The 26,636-nt window shown below is 76.3% G+C and carries 20 protein-coding genes and 1 tRNA gene; 12 read left to right on the top strand and 9 right to left on the bottom strand.

Annotated features, from left to right (window positions below; genetic code table 11):
* Positions 1–195: 195 nt before the first annotated feature.
* The 7 genes from ACF1AK_RS23620 to ACF1AK_RS23590 all read left to right on the top strand — a co-directional run bounded on the left by ACF1AK_RS23620 (position 196) and on the right by ACF1AK_RS23590 (position 7,501).
* Positions 196–1,758 carry an ABC transporter substrate-binding protein gene (locus ACF1AK_RS23620; protein WP_391500806.1) on the top strand — a complete coding sequence of 521 codons (1,563 nt, stop codon included), beginning with the start codon at positions 196–198 and terminating at the stop codon, positions 1,756–1,758.
* Positions 1,755–2,726, top strand: coding sequence for an ABC transporter permease (locus tag ACF1AK_RS23615; RefSeq protein WP_391500805.1), 972 nt, complete (start codon positions 1,755–1,757; stop codon positions 2,724–2,726). Before ACF1AK_RS23620 ends, ACF1AK_RS23615 begins: the two co-directional genes overlap by 4 nt.
* Complete coding sequence (locus ACF1AK_RS23610) at positions 2,713–3,573, top strand: ABC transporter permease (protein WP_391500804.1); 861 nt, start codon at positions 2,713–2,715, stop codon at positions 3,571–3,573. The genes ACF1AK_RS23615 and ACF1AK_RS23610 overlap by 14 nt, the downstream gene beginning before the upstream one ends.
* On the top strand, positions 3,570–4,580 hold the full coding sequence (locus tag ACF1AK_RS23605) for an ABC transporter ATP-binding protein (protein ID WP_391500803.1): 1,011 nt from the start codon (positions 3,570–3,572) through the stop codon (positions 4,578–4,580). The genes ACF1AK_RS23610 and ACF1AK_RS23605 overlap by 4 nt, the downstream gene beginning before the upstream one ends.
* Positions 4,577–5,611, top strand: a complete 1,035-nt coding sequence (locus tag ACF1AK_RS23600) for an ABC transporter ATP-binding protein (protein WP_391500802.1) — start codon at positions 4,577–4,579, stop codon at positions 5,609–5,611. The genes ACF1AK_RS23605 and ACF1AK_RS23600 overlap by 4 nt, the downstream gene beginning before the upstream one ends.
* 123 nt (positions 5,612–5,734) lie before the next feature.
* Positions 5,735–6,856 (top strand): PucR family transcriptional regulator, encoded by a 1,122-nt coding sequence (locus ACF1AK_RS23595; RefSeq protein WP_391500801.1) that lies wholly within the window; start codon positions 5,735–5,737, stop codon positions 6,854–6,856.
* Positions 6,857–7,042: 186 nt separating this feature from the next.
* Positions 7,043–7,501 carry a hypothetical protein gene (locus tag ACF1AK_RS23590; RefSeq protein ID WP_391500800.1) on the top strand — a complete coding sequence of 153 codons (459 nt, stop codon included), beginning with the start codon at positions 7,043–7,045 and terminating at the stop codon, positions 7,499–7,501.
* A gap of 58 nt (positions 7,502–7,559) precedes the next feature.
* Here ACF1AK_RS23590 and ACF1AK_RS23585 read toward each other — a convergent pair whose 3' ends face one another.
* Both ACF1AK_RS23585 and ACF1AK_RS23580 read right to left on the bottom strand, forming a co-directional pair.
* On the bottom strand, positions 7,560–9,173 hold the full coding sequence (locus tag ACF1AK_RS23585) for an FAD-dependent oxidoreductase (protein WP_391500799.1): 1,614 nt from the start codon (positions 9,171–9,173) through the stop codon (positions 7,560–7,562).
* A 51-nt stretch (positions 9,174–9,224) separates the two neighbouring features.
* On the bottom strand, positions 9,225–10,142 hold the full coding sequence (locus ACF1AK_RS23580) for a diiron oxygenase (protein WP_391500798.1): 918 nt from the start codon (positions 10,140–10,142) through the stop codon (positions 9,225–9,227).
* Between the two features lie 254 nt (positions 10,143–10,396).
* Between ACF1AK_RS23580 and ACF1AK_RS23575 the strand changes: the two genes are divergently transcribed.
* The 4 genes from ACF1AK_RS23575 (at position 10,397) to ACF1AK_RS23560 (ending at position 14,853) form a co-directional block, all read left to right on the top strand.
* Positions 10,397–12,937, top strand: a complete 2,541-nt coding sequence (locus ACF1AK_RS23575; RefSeq protein WP_391500797.1) for a SpoIIE family protein phosphatase — start codon at positions 10,397–10,399, stop codon at positions 12,935–12,937.
* Positions 12,938–13,037: 100 nt separating this feature from the next.
* Positions 13,038–13,274, top strand: coding sequence for a chaplin (locus ACF1AK_RS23570; protein WP_391500796.1), 237 nt, complete (start codon positions 13,038–13,040; stop codon positions 13,272–13,274).
* A gap of 135 nt (positions 13,275–13,409) precedes the next feature.
* The gene (locus tag ACF1AK_RS23565) at positions 13,410–13,883 is read left to right on the top strand and encodes a carboxymuconolactone decarboxylase family protein (RefSeq protein ID WP_391500795.1); all 474 of its coding nucleotides are present in this window, start codon (positions 13,410–13,412) and stop codon (positions 13,881–13,883) included.
* A gap of 46 nt (positions 13,884–13,929) precedes the next feature.
* On the top strand, positions 13,930–14,853 hold the full coding sequence (locus ACF1AK_RS23560) for an RNA polymerase sigma-70 factor (protein WP_391500794.1): 924 nt from the start codon (positions 13,930–13,932) through the stop codon (positions 14,851–14,853).
* A gap of 88 nt (positions 14,854–14,941) precedes the next feature.
* Here ACF1AK_RS23560 and ACF1AK_RS23555 read toward each other — a convergent pair whose 3' ends face one another.
* The 4 genes from ACF1AK_RS23555 to ACF1AK_RS23540 all read right to left on the bottom strand — a co-directional run bounded on the left by ACF1AK_RS23555 (position 14,942) and on the right by ACF1AK_RS23540 (position 22,779).
* Positions 14,942–15,823, bottom strand: a complete 882-nt coding sequence (locus tag ACF1AK_RS23555) for an ATP-binding cassette domain-containing protein (protein ID WP_391500793.1) — start codon at positions 15,821–15,823, stop codon at positions 14,942–14,944.
* 44 nt (positions 15,824–15,867) lie between these two features.
* The gene (locus tag ACF1AK_RS23550; protein ID WP_391500792.1) at positions 15,868–18,714 is read right to left on the bottom strand and encodes a hypothetical protein; all 2,847 of its coding nucleotides are present in this window, start codon (positions 18,712–18,714) and stop codon (positions 15,868–15,870) included.
* 43 nt (positions 18,715–18,757) lie between these two features.
* Positions 18,758–22,087 (bottom strand): FtsX-like permease family protein, encoded by a 3,330-nt coding sequence (locus ACF1AK_RS23545; protein ID WP_391500791.1) that lies wholly within the window; start codon positions 22,085–22,087, stop codon positions 18,758–18,760.
* Positions 22,088–22,332: 245 nt separating this feature from the next.
* On the bottom strand, positions 22,333–22,779 hold the full coding sequence (locus ACF1AK_RS23540; RefSeq protein WP_391500790.1) for a hypothetical protein: 447 nt from the start codon (positions 22,777–22,779) through the stop codon (positions 22,333–22,335).
* Positions 22,780–22,986: 207 nt separating this feature from the next.
* Here ACF1AK_RS23540 and ACF1AK_RS23535 point away from each other — a divergent pair, with 207 nt between their 5' ends.
* Positions 22,987–23,694, top strand: a complete 708-nt coding sequence (locus ACF1AK_RS23535) for a hypothetical protein (RefSeq protein WP_391500789.1) — start codon at positions 22,987–22,989, stop codon at positions 23,692–23,694.
* Positions 23,695–23,745: 51 nt separating this feature from the next.
* Here ACF1AK_RS23535 and ACF1AK_RS23530 read toward each other — a convergent pair.
* The 3 genes from ACF1AK_RS23530 to ACF1AK_RS23520 all read right to left on the bottom strand — a co-directional run bounded on the left by ACF1AK_RS23530 (position 23,746) and on the right by ACF1AK_RS23520 (position 26,577).
* Positions 23,746–23,832, bottom strand: a tRNA-Leu gene (locus ACF1AK_RS23530).
* Positions 23,833–24,097: 265 nt separating this feature from the next.
* A complete protein-coding gene (gltX, locus tag ACF1AK_RS23525) occupies positions 24,098–25,471 on the bottom strand; it encodes a glutamate--tRNA ligase (protein ID WP_391500960.1) in 1,374 nt (457 codons plus the stop codon).
* A gap of 137 nt (positions 25,472–25,608) precedes the next feature.
* Entirely contained in the window at positions 25,609–26,577 is a 969-nt protein-coding gene (locus ACF1AK_RS23520; protein WP_391500788.1) for a GlxA family transcriptional regulator, read from the bottom strand.
* Between the last annotated feature and the right edge of the window lie 59 nt (positions 26,578–26,636).

Genomic DNA, 26,636 nt, shown 5'->3' with positions numbered 1-26,636 from the left:
TCGTACGGAATCACGCCCGGCGTGGCCCGCTCAAGCCGCGCGCCAAGTCGTCGTCCTTTCGTCATGTGAAGTTTGCACAAGTGCCAATTGGCAGTTGTGCCACCTCCAAAGAGTGGGGTCCGGCGGCCACCGGTCCGGCAGTGTCCGCCGGTCTCCCCCTCCCTCAGCCCCCCCCCCGAATCCCCCCGAGGAATCATGAAGCGGCACACGCTCGTCCTGGCGTCCACGGTCTGCACGGCGGCCCTCGCCCTCACCGCCTCCGCCTGCTCCGCGTCCGACGACACGGTCTCCGGCGGTGGCACGGCCGCCTCCGCACCCAAGGACGACGGCCCCGCCGTCGACGGCGGCACGCTGAGAATCGGCCTGGACCGCCCGTTCGCCAAGCTCGACCCGGCCGACAGCGGTCTCACCTCGATGCCGATGATGATCCTGGCCAACGCGCTCTACGACCCGCTGATGGTCAACGGCGACAACGGCGCCGTCCAGCCCTACCTGGCCAAGTCCTTCACCCCCAACGCCGACGCCACCGCCTGGACGCTGGAGCTGCGCGAGGGCGTCACCTTCAGCGACGGCAAGCCGCTCGACGGGCAGGCCGTCGTCGACCACGTCAACCGCCTCGCCAAGCCCGAGGCCAAGTGCGGCTGCGCCGTCGACGCCGCCAGCATCGGCGCCATGACGGTGAACTCCCCGACCTCCGTCGGCTTCACCCTCAAATCCGCGAACGCCGCCTTCCCCAGCCTCTTCACCCGCTCGCTCGGCTACGTCTCCGAGGCGCCCGCCGCCCCGGACAGTCCGGCCGTCGGCTCCGGCCCCTACACGCTGGAGAGCGTGCAACCGGGCGTCTCCGCCACCCTCGTGCGCAACCCCTCCTACTGGGGCACCAAGGGCCACGCCGACAAGCTCGTCTACAAGGTGCTGCCCGACACCGACAGCCGGTACCAGTCGCTGCGCTCCGGCGACACCGACCTCGTCTGGACCGAGACCGCCTCCCAGTACAAGCAGGCCCCCGGCGACAACCTGCGCGCCGCCACCGGCCCCGGCTCCACCTCCACCGTGCTCCTCAACACCAAGGCCGCCCCCTTCGACGACGTCCGGGTGCGCCGGGCGCTGCAGCTCGCGGTGGACCGCGCGGCCGTCGAGAAGGTCGTCCACCTGGACCAGGGCAAGGTCTCGGACGGCCCGATCGGCTCCTCCTCCCCCTACCGCGGCGCCGGCTCCTACCCCGCGAAGGACACCGCCAAGGCCCGTGAACTGCTCGCCCAGGCCGGCCACTCCGACCTCTCCTTCGAGTACCTCGTCGACAGCCGGCCCGAGGGACAGCAGCGCGCCACCGTGCTCCAGCAGATGTTCGCCGACATCGGCGTGAAGATGACCATCAAGCCGCTGGACCCGGCGAGCCTGGGCACCGCGATGTTCCAGCGCCAGTTCCAGGTGATGGACTTCGTCACCAGCATGTTCGGCGACACCGACACCGCCCTGGCCAGCCTCTACGGGCCCGGGGCCCCCTACAACTTCACCGGCTGGGAGAACGCCAGGGCCGGGCAGGCGATCACCACCGGGCGCGCCACCGTCGACCAGGCCCAGCGGGCCCGCTCCTACCAGGAGGCCGCGCAGGAGGTCGTCAGCGAGGCGCCGATGCTCTTCCTGACCGAGAACCCGGTCGGCTTCCTGGCCTCCGCCAAGACCGGCGGCCTGCCGGACGTCTCCAGGCGGACCGTCGTCAACGTCTCCCCGGCCGGCCTGTGGGTGAAGAAGTGACGTCCACCGCACTGCGGACCGCGGGACGCACCGCCGGACGGCTCGGACGGGCCGCCGCGGTGCTCCTGCTGGTCACCGTCGGGGCGCTCGCCCTGCCCAAGCTCATGCCCGGCTCCCCCGCCCTCGCCGCGCTCGGCCCGACCGCCACGCCGGAGCAGGTCGCCGCGTACGAGGCCAAGCTCGGCCTGGACGAGAACGTGTTCGCCGCCACCTGGCGCTGGCTGGGCGACGCCCTGCACGGCGACCTCGGCCACTCGCTCTCCACCGGCGTCGCCGTCACCACCGAGCTCGCCGACCGCATCCCGGTCACCCTCGAACTCTTCGTCGCCGCCCAGGTGGTGGCGCTCGGCCTGGCCCTGCCGGTCGCGCTCCGGTCGGCCTGGCGCCCGGGCGGTGCCGTCGACCGGATCGCCACCGCCGGGGCGTTCGTCTGGCTCGCCGTGCCCGGCTTCGTGCTCGGCCTGCTGCTGATCTGGATCGCCGCCGTCCAGCTGCGGATCCTGCCGGCCACCGGCTGGACCCCGTTCACCGAGGACCCGCTGGAGAACCTGCGCCACCTGGTGCTGCCGGCCCTCACCCTCGGCCTCACCGAGGCCGCCGTCTTCACCCGCACCCTGCGCAGCCAGCTGCTCGACACCCTCGACCAGACCTACGTCTCCGCCGCCCGCAGCCGCGGCATGGGCACCGTGCGACTGCTGCTGCGCCGCACGCTGCGGCCCTCCTCGCTGCCGCTGGTCACCCTGCTCGGCATCGGCGTCGGCACCTCGCTCGGCGGCTCGGTGCTGGTCGAGTCGCTCTTCGCGGTGCCCGGCGTCGGCAGCCTCGTCTCCGGGGCGATCAACGGCCGCGACTTCCCGGTGGTGCAGGGGGTCGTGGTGGTCAGCGCCGTCGCCGTGGTGGCCGCCACCTTCGCCGTGGACCTGCTGTACCGCACGATCGACCCGAGGATCGCCGATGAGCGCCGCTGAGACCGTCCCCGTCCCCGCCGCCGTACCGCGCAGGGCGGCCGCGCGCCGCCGCCCGTCCACCGGGGTGCTGGTCGCCGGCGGCTGGCTGGCCGTCGTCGCGCTCGCCGCCCTGCTGTTCCCGCTGCTGCCCGGCTTCGACCCGCTGCACGGCGACTTCGCCAACCCCGCCGCCGCCCCCGGCCCCGGCCACTGGCTGGGCACCGACGCCGCCGGGCGCGACGTCCTCCAGCGGACCGTGGCCGGCGCCCGGGCCTCCTTCGCCGTCGCCGGACTGACCATCACCGTCGGCCTGCTCGGCGGCGGAACGCTCGGCGTCGCGGCCGGCTGGTTCCGCGGGCCGGTGGACAAGGTGATCGGCTTCGCCGCCGACCTGCTGATGTCCGTGCCCACCCTGATCCTGGTGATGATCGCGGTCTCGCTGCGCGGCCCCAGCCTGCCGGTGATCGGCATCCTGATCGGCCTGTTCACCGTGCCGGCCTTCACCCGGGTGGTGCGCGCCGTCGTGCTGTCGCTCAGCGAACGCGGCTTCGTCCAGGCCGCCCGGATGATCGGCACCGCCCCGCTGCGCATCCTGGTCCGCGAGGTGGTCCCGCACGTCGCGCCGGTCGCGCTGACCTTCGCGTTCACCGCCACCACCGTCTCCATCGTCGCCGAGGGCTCGCTCAGCTTCCTCGGCTTCGGCCTCCGGCCGCCGGAGCCGTCCTGGGGCGGCATCATCGCCGAGGGCCGGACCACGCTCGGCAGCGCCCCGTGGATCTCGCTCGCCCCGGCGGCGGTGCTCTGCCTGACCGTCCTCGCCCTCAACTACCTGGGCGACAAGCTCCGTTCGAAGGGAGGGCGAGGATGACCAGCCCGGTTCTGGAGGTCCGCTCGCTCGACACCACCCTGCACACCCCCGACGGCCGGACCCTGCACGTGCTGCACGGCATCAACCTGGCCATCGACGCCGGCGAGTGCCTCGGCGTCGTCGGCGAGTCCGGCTCCGGAAAGTCGGTGCTGGCCCGCACCGTGCTCGGCGTCCACCCGCGCACCACCCGGGCCACCGCCACCGGCTCGGTGCGGCTCAACGGCGAGGACCTGCTCACCGCCACCGCCGCCCGGCGCGCCGAACTGCTCGGCACCGGCGTCGCGATGGTCCACCAGGACCCGATGACCTCGCTCAACCCGGTCGTCCGGATCGCCGAGCAGGTCACCGAGTCGCTCACCAACCGCCGCCGGATCCCGCGCCGCGAGCGGCTGCGCACCGCCGCCGAACTGCTCGCCGCCGTCGACGTCCCCGACCCGGCCCGCCGGGCCCGCGCCTATCCGCACGAGCTGTCCGGCGGCCTGCGCCAGCGCGTCGGCATCGCCGCCGCACTGGCCGGCTCCCCCGCCCTGCTGCTCGCCGACGAGCCCACCACCGCCCTGGACGTCACCGTCCAGCGCACCGTCCTCGACCTGCTCGACCGCCACCGCGAGACCCGGGGCCTGGCCACCCTGCTGATCACCCACGACATCGGCCTGCTCTACGACCGCGCCCGGCGGATCGCCGTCATGTACGGCGGACGGGTCGTCGAGACGGGCCCCACCGAGGCCGTCACCGAGAACCCCGCCCACCCGTACACCGCCGCGCTGCTGCGCTCGGTGCCCCGGGTCACCGGGCCGCTGCGCCGCACCCTGCCCGCCGTGGCCGGCTCGCCGCCCGACCTCTCCAAGCCCGCCCCCGGCTGCCCGTTCGCGCCGCGCTGCGAGCGCGCCGGGGCGGTCTGCTCCACCGACGCGCCGCCGCTGCACCGGACCGGGGCCGGGCACACCGTCACCTGCCACTTCCCGCTCACGCCGGTGTCCGCCCCGGTCGAGGAGACCGCCGCATGACCTCCACCCCCGCTCCGGACACCGCCGCCGTGGACACCCCCGTGGTGCTGCGGGCCACCGGGCTGTCCGTGGTCCACCGCACCCGTTCCGGGCCGCTGCACGCCGTCAGCGGCGTCGACGTGGAGCTGCGCGAACGCCGCACCCTCGCCCTGGTCGGCGAGTCCGGCTCCGGCAAGAGCAGCATCGCCAAGGCCCTGCTCCGGCTGCCCCCGCCCACCACCGGCACCGTCACCCTGGACGGCACCGACCTCGCGGCGCTCTCCCCGCGCGCGCTGCGGGCCCTGCGCCCCCGGATGCAGATGGTGTTCCAGGACCCGGTCTCCTCGCTCAACCCGCGCCGCACCGTGCGCGACCTGGTCGCCGAGCCGCTGGACGCCCACCGGGACCCGTCGGTGGACCGCGAGGCCGTGGTCGGGCAGCAGCTGGAGGCCGTCGGCCTGCCGGCCGCGCTGTTCGGCGACCGCCGGCCCGCCCAGCTCTCCGGCGGCCAGGCCCAGCGGGTCGCCATCGCCCGCGCGCTCGCCGCCGAACCCCGGGTGCTGATCGCCGACGAGGCCGTCTCCGCCCTCGACGTCTCCGCCCAGGCCACCGTGCTCAACCTGCTGCGCCGGCTCACCGAGGAACGCGGCCTGGCCAGCCTGTTCATCTCGCACGACCTCGGCGTGGTGCGCGCGGTCAGCGACGACGTCGCGGTGCTGCACCTCGGCCGGCTCTGCGAACAGGGCCCGACCGAGGAGGTGCTCGCCGCCCCCGCGCACCCCTACACCGCCGCCCTGCTGGCCGCCGTCCCCGAGCCCGGCCGCCCGCTCGGCGACACCGGCCTGCTGCCCGCCGACCCGCCGTCCCCGCTCGACCCGCCCTCCGGCTGCCGGTTCCGCACCCGCTGTCCGTTCGCCGACGACCGGTGCGCGAGCGAGGTGCCGGCGCTGCGGGAGGTCTCGCCCGGGCGGCGGGTCGCCTGCCACCGGCCGCTGACGCCGGCGCCGGCCGCGGCCGGGGACGCCGGAGCGGCCGGGGCGGCGACCGGATAGCATGCCCGGGCTGGGCAGCCGACAGCCCGACCGAGCGCGGAACGCACCGGCTGACCAGGCAAGGAGCCGATCGGCGGGCACGCCGGCCGGACCACACCGACGGACCGGGCGGGACACGACGACATGACGGTGGCCAACGGAAGCGGCGCCCCCGACATCCCCAATGAGCTGGCCCACCACTGCCTGGACCTGCTCACCGACGTCTCCCGCACCGGCCGCCTGCTGCGCCGCGCCGAACTGGAGCGGCTGCGCGACCTCGGCGAGCGCGGCGCCGAGGCCGGCCACGGGCTGCGCGACCTCGTCGGCGCCTGCCTCGGCGCCACCCGCGCCGCCTGGCAGACCCTCCCCGGCCTCACCTCCGCCACCGCCGCCGAGCTGCGGCGCACCGGCGACGCCCTGCTCGCCGGCATCCAGGCCGCCCTGGGCGCCCTCGCCGAGGGCCACGAACGCGCCCAGCGGATGGCCGTGCGCCAGGAGGAGGCCAACCGGCGCGAGCTGGTCAACGACCTGCTGCACGGCCGCTCCGACCTCGGCCGGCTCGCCGAGCGCGCCGAGCGGTTCGGCCTGCGGCTGGCCGCCGGGTACACCGTCGCGGTCGCCGTCGCCGCCGAGCCCTACCTGGAGGGCGCGCCCGCCGCGCACCGGGTGCTGCGCGAACTGACCGGCCGTTACGACGACCGCACCCTGCTGCTGGCCGCCCGCGACGGACGGCTGGTCTGCATCGCCTCCGACGGCGAACAGACCGTCCTGACCGCCTTCACCGACCTGGCCCTACGGCCCGGCCCCGGGTACCCGCCCGCGCAGCGGGTGGCGACCGGCCGCCGGCACACCGGCACCGGCGGCATCGTCCGCAGCTACGAGGAGGCGCTCGCCACCCTGGAGTACGCGCAGCGCCTGGAACTGCCGGCGCAGCGGCTGCGCGCCGAGGAGCTGCTGGTCTTCCCGGTGCTGATGCGCGACCGGGCCGCGATGGCCGACCTGGTCACCACGGTGCTGGGCCCGCTCACCGCCGCGCGCGGCGGCGCCCGTCCGCTGCTGGAGACCATCACCGTCCAGGCGGAGGCCGGGTACGTGAACGCGGAGACCGCGCGGCGGCTCGGGCTGAGCGTGCGGGCGCTCGGCTACCGTCTGGAGCGCATCCGCGACCTCACCGGCTACGACCCGGCGGACGCGCTGCACCGCTACACCCTGGAGACCGCCGTGATGGGTGCCCGGCTGCTCGACTGGCCGGACCGGCCGCTCTGACCGGGACGTTGCGTCTTGAACGTTTCAGCGGGCCGTGCGTTGCGTCGGGATTCCGGATGTTTCCCGGTGTCAAAACACCGACAAGACTGCCAGGTCCTGGCAGTGTGCGGACGCTTTCGTCCTGACAGGATCACCACGGCGCCCGGGGGGTCCGGCGCCCGGAGGAAAGTCGGGGGGAACGGGCGGATGCGGGGGAAATCCAAGGCCGCGCCGGGCTTTCCGACCCTGGTGGTGACCGCCGAGTACTGGATGCTGGCCCTGCTCAGCGGCCTCGGGGCCGACGCCGTGTCCGGGGGGCACGGCGTCGCCCGGCCCACCGGGACCCGGAACGGGGGGCGTGGCGTCGGTCCTCACACCGACGCCGCGCCCGGGGAGCTCCCCGACGACCTGCCCGGTGACCTCCTCGCTTCCGAACCCTTCCCCCTGGTCGGCCGCGCCTGCGTGGTCCTCCCGGGCGGCGCCGGCGCCCACTCCGGCTGGGCCGAGACCACGACCGACGACGGCTCCCCCGCCCTGCTCGCCGTCCGCACCCCGCCCGGCGACCCCGCCGTCCCGGCCGGACGCACCGCCCTCCTCCACGCCCACGACCCGGCCACCGACACCTTCCTCATCACCCCCCTCGACCTCGGCGTCCTCTTCAGCTGAGCCCCCGCCGTCGGCCGGACGGCCGGTTCACCGGCCCGCGCCCGGGGCGGGCGGGGGGTCAGCGGCGGGCGGCGGCGAGGAGGGCGGGGACGGTGGGGAGCTTGACGCGGGGGCGGCCGGCGGCCTCGCCGCGGGCGCGTTCGGCGCGGTCGATGGCCCGCAGCTGGCGCAGGCCGAGGGCGTCGGGACGGCGGGCGCGGACCAGCCGCTCGAAGGACTTCCGGTCACCGGCGGGCACCGGCAGGACGCCCGCGACGGCGTCGTCCAGCAGGGCGTGGACGGTCTCCTCGGCGCAGACGCGGTTGGCGCCGATGCCGCCGGAGGGGCCGCGCTTGGCCCAGCCGACCAGGTAGCTGCCGGGCAGCGGACGGCCGCTCGCCGGGTCGACGACCCGCCCACCGCTGTGCGGGACGCGGCCGGCGGCCTCGTCGAAGGGCAGTCCGGGGACGGGCACGCCGCGGTGGCCGATGGAGCGGACCACCAGGGCCGTGCGCAGGAGCTCGCCGGTGCCGGCCAGGCGGACCGCCTCGACCCGGCCGTCGCCGAGGAAGCGCTCGGGCGCGGCATGGAAGCGCAGCACGATCCGCCGGCCGGGCCGGGGCGGCGCGGTGCCGTCCAGGCGCTCCCGCGGGAGGCCGGCGAGCGGCCCCGTGACGGAGACCTCCGGGCGGTCGTCCACCACGACGTCCACGCCCGGGAGCTGGGTGAGGGCGAGGAACTCCGGCGGGCTCCAGGCGGCGTGCTCCGGCCCGCGCCGGGCGACCAGGACGACCTCGCGGACCTCGCTGCGGCGCAGCGCGGCGAGCGCGTGGTCGGCGATGTCGGTGGCGGCGAGCCGGCCGGGGTCGGTGAGCAGGATCCGTGCGATGTCGACCGCGACGTTGCCGTTGCCGATCACCACCGCCCGTCCGGCGCCCGGTCCCGGCCCGCCGTCGAGGGCGACCGCGTCGGCCGGCACCGTGGGTTCGGCGTTGTACCAGCGGACGAAGGTGGTGGCCGGCAGGCTGCCGGGCAGGTCCTCGCCGGGCACGCCGAGCCGGCGGTCGGCGGCGGCGCCGACCGCGTACACCACCGCGTGGTGGTGGGCGGCGAGTTCGGCGTGGCCGAGGTCGGTGCCGACCTCGACGTTGAGGTGGACCCGCAGCCGCGGGTCGTGGAAGACGGACGCGAAGCTCTCGGCGATCCGCTTGGTGGACCGGTGGTCCGGGGCGACCCCGTGCCGCAGCAGCCCGCCGGTCACCGGCAGCCGGTCGATCATGGTGACCTCGGCGCCGGTGGAGCGCAGCAGCGTCTGGGCGGTGTAGCTCGCGGACGGCCCGGTGCCGACGATGGCGACCCGCAGCGGGCCGCCCCCGAGGTCGAGGCCGGCGGGCAGGCTGCGGGGGAAGACCGGCGCGCCCCAGGCGTGGTCGGCGGGGTGGTCGCGGAACCGGTCGCGGTTGAGCTCGCCGTAGACGGCGTCGGGCCCCGTCAGCCGGTCGACCGGGAGGACCGCGTCCACCGGGCAGGCGTCGGCGCAGGCGCCGCAGTCGATGCAGGCGGCCGGGTCGATGTACAGCATGTCGGTGCGGCCGAAGTCCGGCTCGTCCGGGGTGGGGTGGATGCAGTTGACGGGGCAGACGGACACGCACGAGGCGTCGTTGCAGCAGGTGCGGGTGATCGCGTAGGCCATGACGGGGGTGGGGTCCTCGCTGCGTGGGGTCGGGGGCGGGGAAGGGGCCGCTCAGAGCATGTGGATGCGCCGGTAGATCTTCGCCGCGGCGCCGGTGAGCAGGCCGTTCTCGGCGAGGAAGGCCATCAGGTGGCGGCTGCTGGTGCGCATCATGGCGCGGCGGTGCTCGCTGGCCCGGACCTCGGCGAGCGCCCGGCCGACGTCCAGCCCGGCGGCCCGGTACACGGACGGGTGCACCATGCTGGTGACGATGACGTAGGCGCCGGCCGCGATGCCGAAGGCGGCGTTGCGGCGGCGCAGCGTGCCGGCGCCGCGCAGCCGTTCGCGGATCTCCTGGCGGGCGAACTTCATGTGCCGGGACTCCTCGACCACGTGGATCCGGGACGTCCCGCGGACGATGTCGAGGACGTCCTCGCCGCGCATCCAGTCGCGCTGCATGACGTCCAGCACCTCCTCGGCCACCAGGATGCCGCCGTAGGCGAGTTCGCCCCGGGCGAGCGACTTGTAGGCGCGTCCGGCCTGGGCGATCAGCCGGTTGGGCCGGTACTGCGGCACGCCCATCCGCTCGCAGGCGCGGGCGAACATGATCGAGTGGCGGCACTCGTCGGCGATCTCGGTGAGGGCGAAGCGGAACTCGGCGCCGGCGGGGTCCTTGAGGTACTGGTCGCGCAGCACCATCTGCTGGAGGATCATCTCGAACCAGATGCCGGTGGTCATGATCGAGCCGACCTCGTGGCGGGTGAGGGTGACCCGCTGCTCCTCGGTCATCTCCGTCCAGAGCGCGGTGCCGTAGAGGGTGCTCCACTCCGGGTTGAGCCCGTAGTGCCCGGGCGGGAGCGGGGCGTCCCAGTCGATCTCGACGGCCGGGTCGTAGGAGAGGAGCGCGGCGGAGTCGAGGAGCCGCCTGGAGACGTCCTCGTCGGCCGCGGTGTGGGTCCGGGTGGGAATGCGTTCCGCCGGGTGAGCCATGGCTGCCTCCGTCAGGTGCGTGGCCTGCGCGGGAACCCGCACGCCCCGCTTATTGACGGAGATTACAATAGGAGCGGGTGTCCGAGAACCCCCCGCGCGCGGCCGCGTCGTCCCGCCCCCTCGACCGGCGCGCGACCTCGCCGACCGGCGCGCACCGCCCGCCCGCGCGCCGTCCGGGACTGGCGGGCCCGCCCGGCCGGGGGATGATGGAGGGGTCGCGGCAGCGAACCCGCCGACGGAGAGGAGCGGACCGGATGGACACGGCGGACGCCCTGTACCGCGGCCGATCCCCCTTCGTCGTCAACGCCATGGGCGCCCTGCTCGACGCGGACGGCCGCATCGTCCGCTGGACGCCGGAGGCGGAACGGCTGCTCGCCCTCGGCGCCGCACAGGTCCACGGCCGGCCCGTGCACGACCTGCTCGCCGACCCCGCGGGATGGCCCGCGATGTCCGAGCTCAGCGCGGAGCAGCGGACCGGGGGCTGGTCCGGCGAGGCGGTGCTGCGCTCCGGCCGGGGCGAACGGCTCGCCCTGTCCTACCAGGTGCTGCCGCTGAACGCGCCCGAGGCCGACGACCCCCCGGGGCCGGTCACCGGCGCCCCCCGGTACTTCGTGCTCGCCGCCCCCACCCCGCTGATCGCCCGGTCGCGCCAGGACCAGGCCTTCACCCGCGAACTGTTCCTCCAGGACCGGGTCGGCCTGGCCGTCTTCGACGAGCGGCTGCGCCTCGTCCGCACCAACACCCATCTGCTCCCCTACACCGGGCTGCCGCCGGACCTGCGCGGGCGGCGGCTCGGCGACTTCCTCCAGGCCCAGGACGCCGCCGCCGTCGAACGCGGCCTGCGCGACGTGCTGCGCACCGGCCGGCCGCTGATCGGCGCGGAGGAGATCGTCCGCACCATCGAGGACCCGGCGGGCGGCGCGGTGATGGCGATCTCCGCGTTCCGGCTGCAGGCCCCGGACGGGCAGGTGATCGGGGTGACCGCGCTGTTCACCGACGTCACCGAGCTGCACCGGACCGGCGAGCGGCTCGCCCTGCTGCACCGGGCCACCGCGGCCGTCGGCGGCTCGCTGTCGGTCACCGGGACGGCGGAGGAGCTGGCCGCCGTCCTCGCCGCGCCGCCGCCGGCCCCCGGGGGCGGCGCGGAGGCGGACGGCGGGGCGGGGCCGGGGCTCGCCGACCTGGCGGTGATCGACGTCGCCGAGGCCGTGTTCACCGGCGCGGAGCCGTCGGCGGGACGGGACGGCCGGGTGCCGCTGCGCCGCGCCGCCGTCGCGACCGCCGGGCCGGGCGGCCGGGGGGCGCCGGAGCCCCCGCCCACCGGGGTGACCGTGCACGCCGACCCCGGCGAGCAGACCGCGCACACCGACGTCCCCCCGTCGATGACCGTCCCGCTGCGGGCCGGCGGCAGCCTGCTCGGCCGGGTGAGCGTCCACCGCGCGCCGCACCGGCCGCCGTACCTGCCGGCCGACCTGGAGCTGCTGCGCGAGATCGCCGACCGCGCCGCCCTCGCCCTGGACAACGCCCGCCGCTACGCGCGCGAGCACCGCGCCGCCGTCGGGCTGCAACGCAGCCTGCTGCCGCCCTCGCAGGCCGAGACCACCGGGGTCTCCACCGCCAGCGTCTACCTGCCGACCGACACGGCGAGCGGGATCGGCGGCGACTGGTTCGACGTCATCCCGCTGTCCTCCGCCCGGGTCGCCCTGGTCGCGGGGGACGTGGTCGGGCACGGACTCGCCGCGAGCGCGACCATGGGGCGGCTGCGCACCGCCGTCCGGACGCTCGCCGACCTCGACCTGGAGCCGGACGAGCTGCTGGTCCACCTCGACGACCTGGTGGCCCAGTTGATGGTGGAGGCCGAACGGCCGGAGGAGGACGAGGACGGCCCCGACCCCGGTCCCGGCGCCGTGGCGGCCCTGCGGCCGCCGGTGAGCCACGGGGTGTGGAGCGACGCCGGGCACGACAGCCCCGACGAGCAGCAGACCGTGCCCTTCGGCGCCACCTGCGTGTACGCGGTGTACGACCCGGTCTCGCGGCGCTGCGCGATCGCCTCGGCCGGGCACCCGCCGCCGGCCGTCGCGGCGCCGGACGGCCGGGTGACCTACGTGGCCCTGCGGCCCGGGCCGCCGCTCGGCGTGAGCGGGCTGCCGTTCGAGGTGACCGAGGTGGAACTGGAGCCCGGCAGCCTGCTCGCGCTGTACACCGACGGGCTGCTCCTCGGGTACGCGGACGACCTGGAGGAGGGCATGGACGAGCTCGCCCACCGGCTCGCCGCCGCGGCCTCCCCGCCGGACGGCGCCGTCCCGCCGGCCGGGCCGGCGCTGCGGGAACTCGGGCGGGACCTCGTCGCCGACCTCCCGGCCCACCGGCTCACCGACGACGTCACCCTGCTGCTGGCCCGCACCCGGGAGGTGCCGCCGGAGGCCACCGCGGGCTGGACGCTGGAGGCCGACCCGGCGGCCGTCGCCCGGGTGCGGGAGGCGGCCACCGCCCAGCTGCTGGCCTGGGGGCTGGAGGAGCTGGCGTTCACCACCGAACTGGTGCTCAGCGAGCTGGTCACCAACGCGATCCGCTACGCGGGCGGCCCGGTCGGCGTCCGCCTGATCCGTGCCGAACGGCTCACCTGCGAGGTCTCCGACCCCAGCGCCACCCAGCCCCGGATGCGCCGCGCCCGTCTCACCGACGAGGGCGGCCGCGGCCTCTACCTGGTGGCCCAGCTCACCACCCGCTGGGGCAGCCGCTACACCCGCCAGGGCAAGACCATCTGGGCCGAGCAGGACCTCCCGCCCGCCTGACGCCCGGACACGCCCCCGTTCCGCCCAATGCGGGGCGAGTCGAACTCTCCACCGGTGTGATTGGTGCTCTGATCTGCCCACTCATCTCTTAAGGAGAGACATGCGTACTCGTACCGCGCTCGCCGCCGGTGCCCTCGCGGCCGCCGCCCTGCTGGCCGGCGGCGGGACCGCCGTCGCCGACTCCGTCGCCGAGGGCGTGGCCGCCAACTCCCCCGGTGTCCTGTCCGGCAACCAGATCCAGATCCCCGTACACGTCCCGATCAACGTCTGCGGCAACTCGATCAACATCATCGGCCTGCTCAACCCGGCCTTCGGCAACACCTGCATCAACAAGTAGCCGCCAGCACACCGCGACGCGGGTCCGCCCTCCCGGGCGGGCCCGCGTCCTGCCGTCCGCGCCGGATGTCACAGAACGGCGGGCCGTTCCGTCCCCAGGAGTGAGAACACCGACCACCACGACGGAGGACACCCCATGGACGCGCGGATCGACTTCTTCACCACCCCGACCGGCGGCAAGGTCGTCAGGAGCCTGATGACGCTGGGCCGGGAGCTCAAGGGCCTGCCGCTGCCGACCGCCACGAAGGAACTGGTGTCACTGCGGGTCAGCCAGATCAACGGCTGCGCCGTCTGCCTCGACATGCACACCAAGGAGGCCGTCGCGGCGGGCGAGAGCGCACTGCGGCTGAACCTGGTCGCGGCCTGGCGGGAGGCCACCGTCTACACCGCCGCCGAGCGCGCCGCACTGGCGCTCGCCGAGGAGGGCACCCGGGTCGCGGACGGGGCCGGCGGGGTCCGCGACGAGGTGTGGGCGGAGGCCGCCGAGCACTACGACACGGACCAGCTGGCCGCGCTGGTGACGCTGATCTCGTTCATGAACATGGCCAACCGCCTCAACATCGTCACCCGGCAGCCCGCGGGCGACTACGTGGCCGGCCAGTTCCACTGACCGCCGCGTTCAGCGACCAGTACTGTTCGAAGGGGAGGAAACCGGCGTGAGCAAGGTCGAGGAGTTCGAGGAGCTGCGTCCGCTGCTGTTCTCGATCGCCTACCGGATCCTGGGCAGCGTGGCCGAGGCCGAGGACGCCGTCCAGGAGGCCTGGCTGCGCTACGACGCCTCGTCCACCCGGCCGGAGTCGGTCAAGGCGTTCCTGTCCACCACGGTGACCAGGATCGCGATCGACGTGCTGCGCCTGGCCCGGGTCCGCCGGGAGGAGTACGTGGGGCCGTGGCTGCCCGAGCCGCTGCTCACCGACCCCTACGCGGACCCGGCCCGGGCGGCCGAGCTGGCCGACTCGGTCTCGATGGCGGCGCTGCTGCTGCTGGAGCGGCTCAGTCCGCTGGAGCGGGCGGTGTTCGTGCTGCGCGAGGTGTTCGGCTTCGGCTTCGACGAGGTCGCCGCCGCGGTGCAGCGCTCCGAGGCGGCCTGCCGCCAGCTGGCGGTGCGGGCGCGCCGGCACATGCGGGACGGCCGGCCGCGCTTCGAGGCCGAGCGCACGGAGCGCGACGAGCTCGCCGCGCGCTTCTTCGACGCCCTGAGCGAGGGCGACATCGCCGGCCTCCAGGAGCTGCTGGCCGCCGACGTCACGATGGTCGGCGACGGCGGCGGCAAGACCCCGCAGCTGGCCCGGGCGGTCTCCGGCGCCGCGAACGTGGCCCGGCTGCTGGCGGCCGTCGTCCCGCTGATGGCCCGGATCGACGTGACCTTCGAGCGGCACGAGGTCAACGGCCGGCCCGGCGCGGTCTTCCGGGACCGCGACGGGCGGGTGCTGAACACACTGGTGCTCGACGTCGCGGACGGCCGGATCCAGTCCGTGCGCTCCGTCCTCAACCCCGACAAGCTCGCCCACCTCGGCCCGGTCGCCGACGCCTGGGCCGTGCACCACGAGCTCAAGCGGGCCCGCCGGGCCGGGCAGTAGTCCCCCCGCTCGGGCCGACGGCGCCGGGCCCGTCGGCCGGCCGGCCGCCGCCCACCGCGAGCCGGCCGCCCGCGGCTGAGCGGCCCGCTCAGCGGCGCGGCCGGTCCCGGTCCGGCCACACCTCGATGTGGTCGTCCTCCAGGACCAGCCGCACCCGGTCCGCCAGACCCAGCGACTCGGTGAACTCCCTCGGCAGCTGGAGCCGGCCGACCCGGTCCAGGACGGTGAACTCCTGCGCCGCGAGCGCCCCGTCCGCACCGGTGCCGTCGCCGGGGCGCAGCACCTCGGTGGAGGTGCGGCCGTCCCGGATCCGCACCGTGCGGCGGACCTGGCCGGCCACCAGGGCGTCATGGGTGACGATCAGCACGGTGGTGCCCAGCTCGCCGTTGGCGGTGCGCAGGGCGCCGAAGACCTCCTCCGAGGTCGCGGTGTCCAGCTCGCCGGTGGGCTCGTCGGCCAGCAGCAGCCGGGGTTCGTTGGCGAGCGCGACCGCGATCGCCACCCGCTGCTGCTCGCCGCCGGAGAGCGCGGCGGGGGTGCGGTCGGCGGCCGCGGCGATGCCCATGAGGTCGAGCAGCTCCCCGGCCCGGGCGGCCCGCCGGCGGCGCGGCACGCCCGCGTAGCCCATCGGCAGCTGCACGTTCTCCCGGGCCGTCAGGTACGGCAGCAGATTGGCGGCGGTCTGCTGCCGGATCGTCCCGACGGTGCGGCGCCGGTAGGCGGTGCGCGCACGCCCCTTGAGCGTTCCCAGGTCGGTGCCGGCCACCTCGGCGGTGCCGGCGCTGGGGCTGTCCAGACCGGCCAGGATCCCCAGCAGGGTGGACTTCCCGGAGCCCGACGCGCCCACCAGGGCGAGCAGTTCGCCCTCCCGCACGGTCAGGTCGAGCCCCTGGAGGGCCTGCACCTCGACGCCGTCGCGGCCCCGGGTGCCGGTACGGAAGATCCGCACCAGGTTCTCGCAGAACACCATGGGCCGCCCGCTCCCGGCGGCGGGCCCTTCGGTCGGCCGGACGCTCACAACGCCTCCCCCAGTCGTAGCACGGCGCCCAGTCCCCGGCGCCGTGCGATCGCCGCCTCCAGCGCGGCGGCCGTCGTCATCAGCACGGCCAGCGCGACGCCGAGCCCCGCGGTGACCGCCCAGTCGATGTGTGTCGCGGGCTCGAACGGCCCGCCGGTGACGGCCCCCAGCCGCAGGCCGGGGCCCAGGACGGAGGGCAGCAGCAGGCCGAACGCGATGCCGCCGAGCGCCGCCGCCAGCACCAGCGGCAGCAGCTGGAGCAGGTGCAGGGCGAACACCGCCCGTCCGCCGGTGCCGAGGGTGCGCAGGCAGGACGTCGTCCGGGCGCGTTCGCCGGCCGTGAGCAGCAGGTCCAGGGCGAACGCGGAGAGCCCGAGCAGCAGGCCGAGCACCGTGGTGACCCGGAAGGCCAGGTCGAGCGAGCGGGCCAGACCGTCCGCGTCCAGTGCCGCCAACTCCGAGGAATAATCCCGCAGTTCGACCTGCGCCCCGGCCGCTCCGCCGGGCGCCAGCCGGGTGACGGCGGCGGCCCGCACCGCGGCCGGGTCCACCGCCGGTCCGCCGGCCGCCGGGTGGAGCAGGACGGCGGACGGGTCCGTCTGGGCGGGCAGCCGCTGCGCCGACGGGCCGGTGAACACCAGGACCGCGCCGCGCGGCGGCGCGCTGCCGAGCACCGGCCCGAGCACCGGGTCGCGCATCGCCTCCCGGGGCAGGGTGCCGACCACGCGGACCCGCGCCCGGGGCATGCCGAGGGCGAAGAGCGCGAAGTCGCCGTCGGGGACCAGGGCGGCGAGGACGGGGTCGGCCAGCGCGGTGAGCACGGGGGCCTCGTCGCTGCCGCCGACCGGCTCGTCGGCGCCGGGGGCGGCCGCCAGGGCGCGGGCCATCGGGGAGGACGGCCGGGCGGCGCCGAGGGCGGCGGCGTCCAGCCCGACCAGCCGGGTGCCCTCGAAGCTGGTGCCGTCGGACTGCGCGACGAGTTCGCCGGTCGCGCCGGTGACGGTCACCTGGTGTCCCACGGTGGGGACCTTCGAGAGGTCGCCGGCCAGCCGCTCCTTCGAGCCGACCAGTGCGACGGGCGCCCCGCCGGTGCGCCAGTCGGCGAGCTGCTCCCGGCCGTCGGCCAGGGTGCGCGGGATCAGGGCGCCGTAGACGCCGTAGCCCATGGCCGGCACCAGGACCAGCAGGGCGAGCGCGACCGCGCCGCTGCGCTGCCCCGCGCGGGCCAGCGCCACCAGCGGGACCAGACCGCGCGAACGGCGCGCCGCACGGCTCGCCCGGCGCAGCGCCGGCGGCAGCAGGCGCAGCAGCAGGCCCACCATGACCAGCGCCAGGAGCACCGGGGCGAAGGCGAGTTGGGGGTCGATGCCGGAGCTCGCATAGGCACCGCGGGTGCGCAGCGCGGCCAGCCCGCCGACGGCCGTCAGCAGCACCAGGCCCTCCAGGACGAGCCGGCGCGAGCGCGGCAGCGGGCGGCCCCGCCCGGACGCGAGCAGCACGACGGCCGGCGCGCACCAGACCAGCAGGGCGGCGACCAGCACCGGCCCGGACGAGCCGAGCCCGGCGCCCGGCGGCGCCAGCGCACGGCCGACCGCCCCGCCCGCCGCGACGCCCGCGCCGACCGCCACCGCGGACTCCAGCAGCAGGCGGCCCGCGATGCCGGCCGCACCGGCGCCGCGCGAGCGCTGGAGCGCGAAGGCGCCGGCCCGGCGGTGGACGCCGAGCCTGACGGCGGCGAAGGCGGTGGCCACCACCACGGCGAGCAGTCCGGCCAGCGCGAAGCCCTGGAGCTGTTCGGTGCGCAGCCGCTGGGCGGCGAAGGCGTCCAGCTCCGGGGTGAGCCGGTCGGCGACGGTGAGCGCGCGCACCTCCTGTCCGGCCATCGCACAGGCGTCGGTGCGGCCGGCGTCGCACAGCGTGCCCGGGGGCGTGGCGCGCCACGCGGCGAGGGCCTCGCGGGCCCCGGCGATCCCGGCCGGGGTGGCGCCCGGCCCGGAGCGGTCGACGGTCACCGGCAGCTCCCAGGTGACGTCGAAGCCGTGCTTCTGCCGGGCGAGCAGCTCGATCCCGCCGGCGCTGGTCAGCAGTTGGGCGTCCATCTCCCACTTGGTGCCGTTGCCGGCCGCGGCCAGCATGGGCCAGGGCCGGACCAGGAGCGGCGAGCGCTGCCAGAGCCGCTGCGCACCGCGGTCGGTGCGGAAGACCCCGACCAGGACCGCCTCGGTGGCCCACTCGTACCCGGTCAGCTCGAACGGCTGCCCCAGCTCCAGGTTGAACGCCTCCCGGGTCGCCTCGGAGGCCGCGACCTCGACCGGCGGCGGCTTCTCACGCAGGACGCTCAGGTCCGGGTCCAGATCCTCGGCCGGCTGGCGCGGCGCACGGCCCCGGAGGTACTCGACCGGCCCGTCCGCGCCGTCGTGCTGGGCGTGGACCAGGTGGACACCCGGCGGGTCGTCGCCGTAGAAGGTGGCCACCCCGGGCCCGCGCACGCTCGCCAGGCCGGTCGTCACCCGGGCCCACGGGGTGCCGAGTCCGGCGGTCGGCCCCAGGCCCGCGGCGGCGGCGCGCACCGCCCCGCCGATCCGGTCGAGGTCCCGGTCGAGCGTGCCGGGGGCGGGTGCCGGCCGCCACGGCGCCGGAAGGGTGGAGGCGCTCGCGGAGAGCACCGGCCGGGACGGCTCGGCGCGGTCCACCCGGTCCGCGAGCGTGCCGGCCGCCAGCCGGTCGAAGCGGGGCGGCCAGCTCAGCGGGACGGCCGTGAGCAGGACGGCGAGCAGCGCGAGCACGACCGCGACCGGCCAGGCGGTCCGCGCCTCGCGCCGGAGCAGGCGCAGGGTCAGCATGTGGGGCTCCCCCCGTCGAAGGGTCCGTCCGCGTCCGCGCCGCTCATCCGTCCTCCCCCGCCCGCAGGGCGCGGACCAGGTCGACCCGGGCCAGCAACCGGGTGAGGACGACCACCGCGAGGGCGAGCAGCAGCCCGGCGGCCAGCGCGGTGAGTGCGGCGGCGGGCCGCCCCGGGGCGGTGGCCATGACCGGGAAGACCGGGCCCGCGTCGTCGTCCAGCACGGTGAACTCCGGCAGCAGCGCGGCGAGCACCAGGCCCAGCAGCCCGCCGAGCAGCACCGGGGGCACGGTCACCGCCACCTGTTCGGCGCGCAGCAGCGCGGTCAGCTCGCCGCGCCGCACGCCCAGCGCGCGCAGCACCGCGAACTCGCGTTGGCGGGAGCGGGCGGTGCTCACGGTGTGCAGGGTCAGGGCGGTCACCGCGAACAGCGGCGCGGTGACCAGGACCAGCAGCCAGGCGCAGCGCAGCCCGGTCCGGAACGGCCCGCCGGCCAGGGCGGCGGTCACCTCCGGGACGCTCTGCGGGCGGCCGTACGTGCCCTGGTCGTGCACGGCCGCCCAGGTGGCCGCCGGATCGTCGCTGGCCAGCCACCAGCGGGTGGCGGTGGGCGGGGGCGCCCCGGTGAGCGACCGGGCGGCGGCGACCGCGCGCAGGTCCAGCAGCAGGTGGCCCTGGGTCCGGTCGTAGCCGGGCAGTGCGTCGACGACTCCGGTGATCCGGACCTTCTGGGTGCCCTTCCCGTCGTGCTCCCAGTCGAGGTCGACGGTGTCGCCGGCCCTGGCGCGGACGGTGTCGAGCAGCGCGCGGTCGGCGAGCACGGGCAGCACCGGGAGCTCGGGGCCGTCGGTGGCGGTGCCGGACCGCACCGTCAGGACCACGCCCGTGCGGGCGGCCGCGTTCACCACCTCCTGGGAGCGCAGCACCGCGTGCAGCAGGCCGGCGCCGCCCGCCTCCAGGGCGCAGGCGTCGGCGTGGTAGCCCGCGACCGACGGCAGCCCGTCGTCCCTGGGCGTCCCGGTGCCGGGGCAGCCGAGTGCCGCCGGCTCCACGGGGGCCGTGTCGGCGCGGGTCCAGCTCCGTCCCGGCGGCAGGGCCAGGTCGGTGCGCTGCCCGTCGGTGACGGCGCCGATCCGCTCCACGCGCAGGTCGAGGGTGGTGCGGGTGCGCTGGCGGGCGGTGAAGTCGACGCCGAGCCGGCCGAGGGTCAGGGGGTGGGCGCGCCGTTCGCCGGTCAACGGGACGGTCACGGTGTGCGGGTGCCCGTCGGCCGTGAGCGGGACGGTCAGCTGCTCGGTCAGCCCGTCGGCGTCCTGGAGCCACAGCCGGAGTTCCGGGCCGGGCGCCGGGACCGGACGGTCGGCGCTCGCCGTCACGGTCACCTCCAGCGCGCTCGGTTCGCCGGGCACCGGGATCCCCTGGGCGGGGACGGCGGTCAGCGGGGCCAGCAGTTCGGGGACCGGGCGGTCGGCGAGGTCCCGGCGCAGGAACGGCAGCCCGGCGGCGGAGGCGGCCGCGGTGTCGACGGCGACCGTCCGGACCACGGAGGAGCCCACGAAGGCCGACTGCTCGGCGACCGGGGTGAGTGCCGTGACGCCCGGCAGGGCGGCCAGTCGGGCATGCTGGTGCACGGGCGGGCCGGACACCCCGGTCAGCCGCAGATCGGCGCCGACCGTGTGGGCCGCCCGGTCGCGGTCGCCGGCCGGCAGTGCGGCCAGCACCCCGGCGGCCAGGCTGCCGGCGCCCACCGCCAGCAGGGTCACCAGCACCGGCACCGCCTGGCGGCCGGTGTCGCGGCTCAGCCGCCAGGCCCCCAGCGGCAGCACCAGTCCGCGGGCCCGGGCGGCCGCCCGTTCCAGCAGCAGCCCGGCCACCGGCAGCAGCCGCAGCAGCAGGAGCGCGCCGGCCACCGCCAGCGCGGCGGGGGCGAGCACCAGCGTGGGGTCGGCCCAGGAGTCGAACCCGGCGTCCGCGCCGCCGGCCACCACGCCCCGGTAGCGGCGCAGCTGGACGAAGCCGAGGGCCGCCACGGCGAGCAGCGCCAGGTCCGCGCCGGCCCGTTGCGGCCCGGGCAGGCGCGGACCGCGCCGGCGCAGCGCCCGCAGGGCGCCCGGGTCCAGCGCCTGCCGGGCGAGCGGCAGCAGCAGTGCCGCGCCGTGCACCAGCAGCGCGAACCCCGCCGCCCACCAGACGGTCCCGCCGTCGGCCGCGGCCACGCCCCGGGCCCCGGCGGCACGCAGCACCCCGGCGAGCAGCGGCCGGGCCAGCAGCAGCCCGCAGAGCGCCGCCGGCACCACCGCCGCCGCCCACTCGCCGCCCGCCGCCGCGAGCAGCCGGGCCACGCCCGCGCCCCGGGAGCGCCGCAGCGCCTGTTCGGCGGCGAGGACCTCGGCCAGCCGGCGGGCCGTCAGCACCAGGACCACCGCGGCGAGCAGGGCGAGCAGGGCGCCCGGCACGGCGACCTCGGAGCGGACCGTCAGGGCCGGCAGCACCTGGCCGTCGACCACGGCGGGCAGGGTGCTGGAGACCGTGGTGTCGGCCAGCGCCGGTTCGGCGCCCCGGTAGACCGAGCGGCCGGTGTCCGAGCGGGTGAGGACGGCCACCCGGTCACGCAGCGCGGCGAGGTCGGACAGGCTCGACCGGCCGGTGTCGGGCAGGGCCAGCCAGACGGCGAGCGTGCGGTCGCCGTAGCCGGGCAGCGCGGTCAGGGCGGCGCCGTCGGCCAGCAGCAGCGGGCGGCCCGCGCCGTCGGCGCCGCCGAGGCCGGTCCAGAGCGCGGCGGCGTCCGGGTCGGGGCGGTAGACGCCGGTCACGGCGAGGGTGAGCGGTTCGCCGGTGCCCGGGTGCCGGACGACCAGGGTGGCCCCGCTGTCCGCACCGAGCCGGTCGGCGGCGTCGGCGGGCAGGGCGACGCGCAGGGTGCCGTCGGCGGCCGGGGTGCTGTCCGGGGCGTCCGGCCACCTGCCGCTGCGCAGCCGGGCGTAGCGGTCGGCGCCGGGCAGGGAGACCGGGACGGCGGCGAGCACGGTGTCGTCGGCCCGCTGGCGGGCGGCGGGCGGCAGCGGCAGGCCGACCGCGGCGGCCCCGCGCACCGCGGTCTCGGTGCGGAACGGGGTGCCGGCCATCGTCCGGGCCAGCGCCGCGCGCACCGCCCGGTCGGCGGCGGGCAGCCCCTGGGCCGACCAGCGTCCGCTCACCTCGACCGACCGGCCGGCGTCGGCGGCGAGCCGCTGGTGCACCCCGGCGGTGGCGGCCGACCGGGCCAGCCCGGCCACCGCGGCGAGCACCGCGGTGGCCACCAGGACGCTCACGGCCACGGCCGCGAGCACCGGTCCGCGCCGGCCGATCCGGCGTCCGACTCCCACCAGTAGCATCCACCGCTCCCCTCGCCGCCCGCCCCACCGGAGCGGCGGTCCGCGCCACGGGCCCTTCTGTGGCGCGGAGTTGAGGTTCTATCACAGCGAGCGGCACGTGGTCTGTACCAATCCGGTACGAGGCCGGATCCTGCCTGACGGTGCGACAGATCGCGCGGGGGGAGGACGGTTTGTGCCCGTCCGGGCCGACTCTCTGCCCGGACGGACAGCCGGCGGGGACAGTGCGCGGTGAGCCCGGTACCGGATCAGGGGGTGGCGGGGAAGGCCGGGACGAGCACGGGTCCGTCCGGGACAAGCACGGGCTCGTTCGGCTCGCCGACGGGGCCGGTCGGCTCGACGACGGTGTCGGACGGGAGGTAGTACAGGTCACCGGGGCGGAAGATCTGCGCGCCGCTCGCGAGGGTGGTCGGCGCGCTGAGGCAGAGCTTCAGCTGGGTGAGGGCGAACGGCATGCCGCCGACCCAGTAGTGGACGTTGTACCAGTACCGGCACTGGTCGTGCCGCACGAGCTGCAGCGCCGTCGGGCTCGGCGGGAGGGTCTGGAAGTCGGGAGCGGGCGCCTGCGCGACGTTCACGGGCCCGGGATCGGTGGCGGGCCCCTGCGTGGCGTGCGCGGTGCCGGCGGCCAGCACCAGCAGCGGGGCCAGCACGGCCGCGGTGGCGACCGCGGAGACCGATCGGCGAAGACTCATGGGAGAACGCTCCTTCGGGAGGACGGAATCACCGGCGCCCGGCGCCCTCTCGGCGGCCGACGCCATGGACCGGAATCCTCGCGGTCCCGGCCGGTCCGGCGGTATCCCATGTTTCTGGGCCGCTTCCCGGCGCGACGCCCCACCACCCCGGGCGACGTGGCGGTCCGCCGTCGGACGACTGCCGCCGCGGGCGGCTACCCTGCGGGGATGCCGTACGAACTCAGGGCCGTCATCGGGCCTTTCGAGCTGCTCCGGAGCCGCACCGCCGGGATCCGGGAGGCGGTCGTCGCCCCGCTCCACCGGCGCATGGGGCTGGTACCGGTCACCGAGCAGCTCCTCGGGGCGCTGCCCCCGGCCTTCGAACAGACCTTGGGCGACTGGGCCCGGGGCGGAGCGCTCGCCCAGGTGGAGGCGGAGTTCCACGGCGGGGACGGCTACCAGGCCGCCGCCGTGTGGCGCTCCGGCGCGAGGGTGTGGGGCCCGGTCCGCACCCGGGACTTCACCGGTCCGCGGGAGGACTGGCCGATCAATGCCGCGCTCGCCCGGCTCGATGTCGCCGCGGGCGGTGCCGGGGAGGCGGACCACCGCGACCTGTTCCTCCAGGTGGGGCTCGGCCGGGAACAGGACACGGACGGCTGGCGGTCGGCCGGCTGGACGGCGGGCTACGACGAGTGGCACGAGGGACAGCTGGCCCGGGCGCGCGCCGCCGCGGAGTCCGAGCGGCGCAGGCGGCTCCCGGACGTTCCGGCCGCCCTGGACGGCAGGGCGGTCATGGACCTGCTCGGCCTGCCCCCGGGCCCGCTGATCGGTGCGGCCACGCGCCGCTTGCAGGACCTGCACCTCGAACGCGGCCCGCTGTCACCCGAGGAGGCCGTGGCCCTGCTGCGGGCCTGGGCCTCGGAGCAGAACGCCTGAGGAACAAGAGAAGCCGGCCGAACCGACAGGACATCGGTTCGGCCGGCCACTTGGTGCGCGAGGGGGGAGTTGAACCCCCACGCCCTTTCGGGCACTGGAACCTGAATCCAGCGCGTCTGCCTATTCCGCCACCCGCGCAACTGGGTGATGGGTCAATAGTAGCCCATCCCCGGGGGTGCTCCCGACCCACGGGGAGGGCGCCGCCCCGGACGGGGGCGGCGAAGGAACGCCAGGTGGGAGCGGTGCACGGCGGCCGTCGTGGTGCACGTGACCGCTTCCCCGGGCTCCGTCCCCGTCAGGTGACCTCCGCGGGGCGGGAAGCCGGCCCGCCCGGTGTGGAAACGCCCGAGGGCCGCACCCCGCCGCTGCGGGGTGCGGCCCTCGGGCCTCGGACGGCGTGCCGTCAGGCGGCCAGCCGCTCCGCCGCCGCGTCCAGGCGGGCCAGGGTCCGCTCGCGGCCCAGCACCTCCAGCGACTCGAACAGCGGCAGGCCCACCGTGCGGCCGGTGACCGCGACCCGGATCGGCGCCTGCGCCTTGCCCAGCTTCAGGCCGTGCTCGGCGGCCACGGCCTCCAGCTCGTCCTTCAGCGCGGCGGCCTCGAAGGCCTCGACCGCGGCGAGCTTCTCGCGGGCGGTGCGCAGCAGGGCCAGCGCGACGTCCTTGTTCTTCATGGCCTTCGCCCACGACTGCTCGTCCCGGACCGGCTCGGCCAGGAACAGGAAGTCGACCTGCTCGACGATCTCGCCCAGCACCGCGATCCGGGACTGCGCGAGCGGGGCCAGCTCGGCGAAGGCCTTCTCGTCGAAGTCCTCGGCCGCCCACGGCGCGCGGTCGGCGGCCAGGTACGGGGCGCAGGCGGCGATGAACGCGTCCACCGACAGGGCACGGATGTACTCGCCGTTGAACGAGCGCAGCTTCTGCACGTCGAAGAAGGCGGAGGCGGCGTTCACGTCCGACACCCGGAACAGCTGCTCCAGTTCGGCGTACGGACGGATCTCGACGTCGTCCTTCGGGCCCCAGCCCAGCAGCATCAGGTAGTTGACCATCGCCTCGGGCAGGTAGCCCTCGGCCAGGTAGTCCTCCAGCGCCACCTTGTCGCGACGCTTGGACAGCTTCTGCCGCTTCTCGTTGACGATCACCGGCAGGTGCGCCCAGACCGGCGGGGTGGCGCCGAGCGCCTCCCACAGCAGCTGCTGCTTCGGGGTGTTCGAGAGGTGCTCCTCGCCGCGGATGACCTCCGTGACGCCCTGCTCCAGGTCGTCGACCACGTTGGCCAGCAGGAACACCGGGCTGCCGTCGCCGCGGGCGATCACGAAGTCCTCGATCGCGGAGTTCGGGAAGGCCGGCTCGCCGCGGATGAGGTCCACCACGACGGTGGCGCCCTCGTCCGGGGTGCGGAAGCGCAGCGCGCGGCCCTCGGCGTACTCCAGGCCGCGCTCGCGGCAGAAGCCGTCGTAGCCGGTCTGGGCGGAGCCGGAGCGCTCGGCGACCTGCTCGCGGGTGCAGTCGCAGTAGTAGGCCCGGCCGGCGGCGTACAGCTTCTCGGCGGCGGCGCGGTGGCTGGCGGCGTTGGCGGACTGGAAGTACGGGCCCTCGAAGCCCGGGTCCCCCTCGTGGATGCCGATCGCGGCGAGGGCACTGATGATGCCGTCGGTCCACTCGGGCTTGTTGCGGGCTGCGTCGGTGTCCTCGATCCGCAGGACGAAGACACCGCCCTGCTGTCGTGCCGTCGCCCAGTTGTACAGCGCCGAGCGGGCACCGCCGACGTGGAACATGCCGGTGGGGCTCGGAGCGAAACGGACGCGGACGGGACGGGATACCTCGGTCATGAAACCCAAGGGTATCGGGCCGGGACGGGGTGCCCGGCACGCGCACCCGGCCCCGGCCTCCCGCGAGGGGCCGGCGCGAGCCGCTAGGGCGTGCCCGGCTCGCGGCCGCGGAAGGTCCGCCGGTACTCGCGGGGCGGGATGCCGAGGCGGGCGGTGAAGGGCGGGCGCAGCGAGACGGCGGAGGAGAAGCCGCAGCGGGCGGCGACGGTGTCGACGGGGAGGTCGGTGTCCTCCAGGAGGCGCTGGGCGGTGAGGATGCGCTGGTCGAGGAGCCAGCGCAGCGGGGTGGTGCCGGTGGTGGCGTTGAAGTGGCGGGCGAAGGTCCGCTCGGACATCACGGCGAGGGCGGCCATCCGGCGCACGGTCCAGGGGGTGTCGAGGGCGGCCAGGACCTCGGTGCGGACGCGGGCGAGGGGGTCGTCGGACTCGGTGGGCTGCGGGACCGGGGAGGGGATGAACTGGGCCTGGCCGCCGGAGCGGAAGGGCGCGGTGACCATGGCGCGGGCGATCGCGGCGGCCACCCGCTCGCCGTGGGCGGCGCGGACCAGGTGCAGGCAGAGGTCGATGCCGGCCGCCACCCCGGCCGAGGTCCAGAGCCCGCCCTCGCCGGTGAACAGCACCTCCGGGCGGACGTCCACCGCCGGGAAGCGGCGGGCCAGTTCGTCGGCGAAGGCCCAGTGGGTGGTGGCGGGGCGGCCGTCGAGGAGGCCGGCCTCGGCGAGCAGGAAGGCGCCCGCGCAGAGCGAGGCGAGGGTGACGCCGTGCGCGTGGGCGGTGCGCAGGGCGGCGAGGACGGCGGGGTCGAAGGGCTCGTCGGGCCGTTGCATGCCGGGCACGACGACCAGGTCGCAGCCGGTGAGCGCGTCCAGCCCGTGGTCCGGGACGCGCTCCAGCCCGCCGTCGAAGCGGACCCGGGCACCGTCCGGCCCGCAGATCCGCAACTCGAACGCGGGCAGACCGGGGCGGCTGGCCCGGTTGGTCCACACCTCCCCGATCACCGCGTAGTCGAAGGGCCGGACGCCGTCGAAGATCACACAACCCACCGTTCGCATGGCGGGATCGTAGTGGCAGGATCGTATCGATGGGTGGCTCCACCGCCGCTCACGGCGCC

The organism is Kitasatospora sp. NPDC015120, from assembly GCF_043080305.1.
Classification (GTDB): Bacteria; Actinomycetota; Actinomycetes; order Streptomycetales; family Streptomycetaceae; genus Kitasatospora.
The sequence above is the reverse complement of the archived record's forward strand: the minus strand, read 5'-3'. Positions and strand labels throughout refer to the sequence as shown.

Bases quoted from the DNA above. Each gene is read 5' to 3' on its own strand.
- ACF1AK_RS23620 (WP_391500806.1), top strand. From the start codon at position 196: ATGAAGCGGCACACGCTCGTCCTGGCGTCCACGGTCTGCACGGCGGCC.
- ACF1AK_RS23550 (WP_391500792.1), bottom strand. From the start codon at position 18,714: ATGCTGACCCTGCGCCTGCTCCGGCGCGAGGCGCGGACCGCCTGGCCG.
- ACF1AK_RS23575 (WP_391500797.1), top strand. From the start codon at position 10,397: ATGGACACGGCGGACGCCCTGTACCGCGGCCGATCCCCCTTCGTCGTC.
- ACF1AK_RS23580 (WP_391500798.1), bottom strand. From the start codon at position 10,142: ATGGCTCACCCGGCGGAACGCATTCCCACCCGGACCCACACCGCGGCC.
- ACF1AK_RS23540 (WP_391500790.1), bottom strand. From the start codon at position 22,779: ATGAGTCTTCGCCGATCGGTCTCCGCGGTCGCCACCGCGGCCGTGCTG.
- ACF1AK_RS23520 (WP_391500788.1), bottom strand. From the start codon at position 26,577: ATGCGAACGGTGGGTTGTGTGATCTTCGACGGCGTCCGGCCCTTCGAC.
- ACF1AK_RS23570 (WP_391500796.1), top strand. From the start codon at position 13,038: ATGCGTACTCGTACCGCGCTCGCCGCCGGTGCCCTCGCGGCCGCCGCC.
- ACF1AK_RS23600 (WP_391500802.1), top strand. From the start codon at position 4,577: ATGACCTCCACCCCCGCTCCGGACACCGCCGCCGTGGACACCCCCGTG.
- ACF1AK_RS23585 (WP_391500799.1), bottom strand. From the start codon at position 9,173: ATGGCCTACGCGATCACCCGCACCTGCTGCAACGACGCCTCGTGCGTG.
- ACF1AK_RS23565 (WP_391500795.1), top strand. From the start codon at position 13,410: ATGGACGCGCGGATCGACTTCTTCACCACCCCGACCGGCGGCAAGGTC.
- ACF1AK_RS23605 (WP_391500803.1), top strand. From the start codon at position 3,570: ATGACCAGCCCGGTTCTGGAGGTCCGCTCGCTCGACACCACCCTGCAC.
- ACF1AK_RS23595 (WP_391500801.1), top strand. From the start codon at position 5,735: ATGACGGTGGCCAACGGAAGCGGCGCCCCCGACATCCCCAATGAGCTG.
- ACF1AK_RS23545 (WP_391500791.1), bottom strand. From the start codon at position 22,087: ATGCTACTGGTGGGAGTCGGACGCCGGATCGGCCGGCGCGGACCGGTG.
- ACF1AK_RS23535 (WP_391500789.1), top strand. From the start codon at position 22,987: ATGCCGTACGAACTCAGGGCCGTCATCGGGCCTTTCGAGCTGCTCCGG.
- ACF1AK_RS23555 (WP_391500793.1), bottom strand. From the start codon at position 15,823: ATGGTGTTCTGCGAGAACCTGGTGCGGATCTTCCGTACCGGCACCCGG.
- ACF1AK_RS23590 (WP_391500800.1), top strand. From the start codon at position 7,043: ATGCGGGGGAAATCCAAGGCCGCGCCGGGCTTTCCGACCCTGGTGGTG.
- ACF1AK_RS23610 (WP_391500804.1), top strand. From the start codon at position 2,713: ATGAGCGCCGCTGAGACCGTCCCCGTCCCCGCCGCCGTACCGCGCAGG.
- gltX (WP_391500960.1), bottom strand. From the start codon at position 25,471: ATGTTCCACGTCGGCGGTGCCCGCTCGGCGCTGTACAACTGGGCGACG.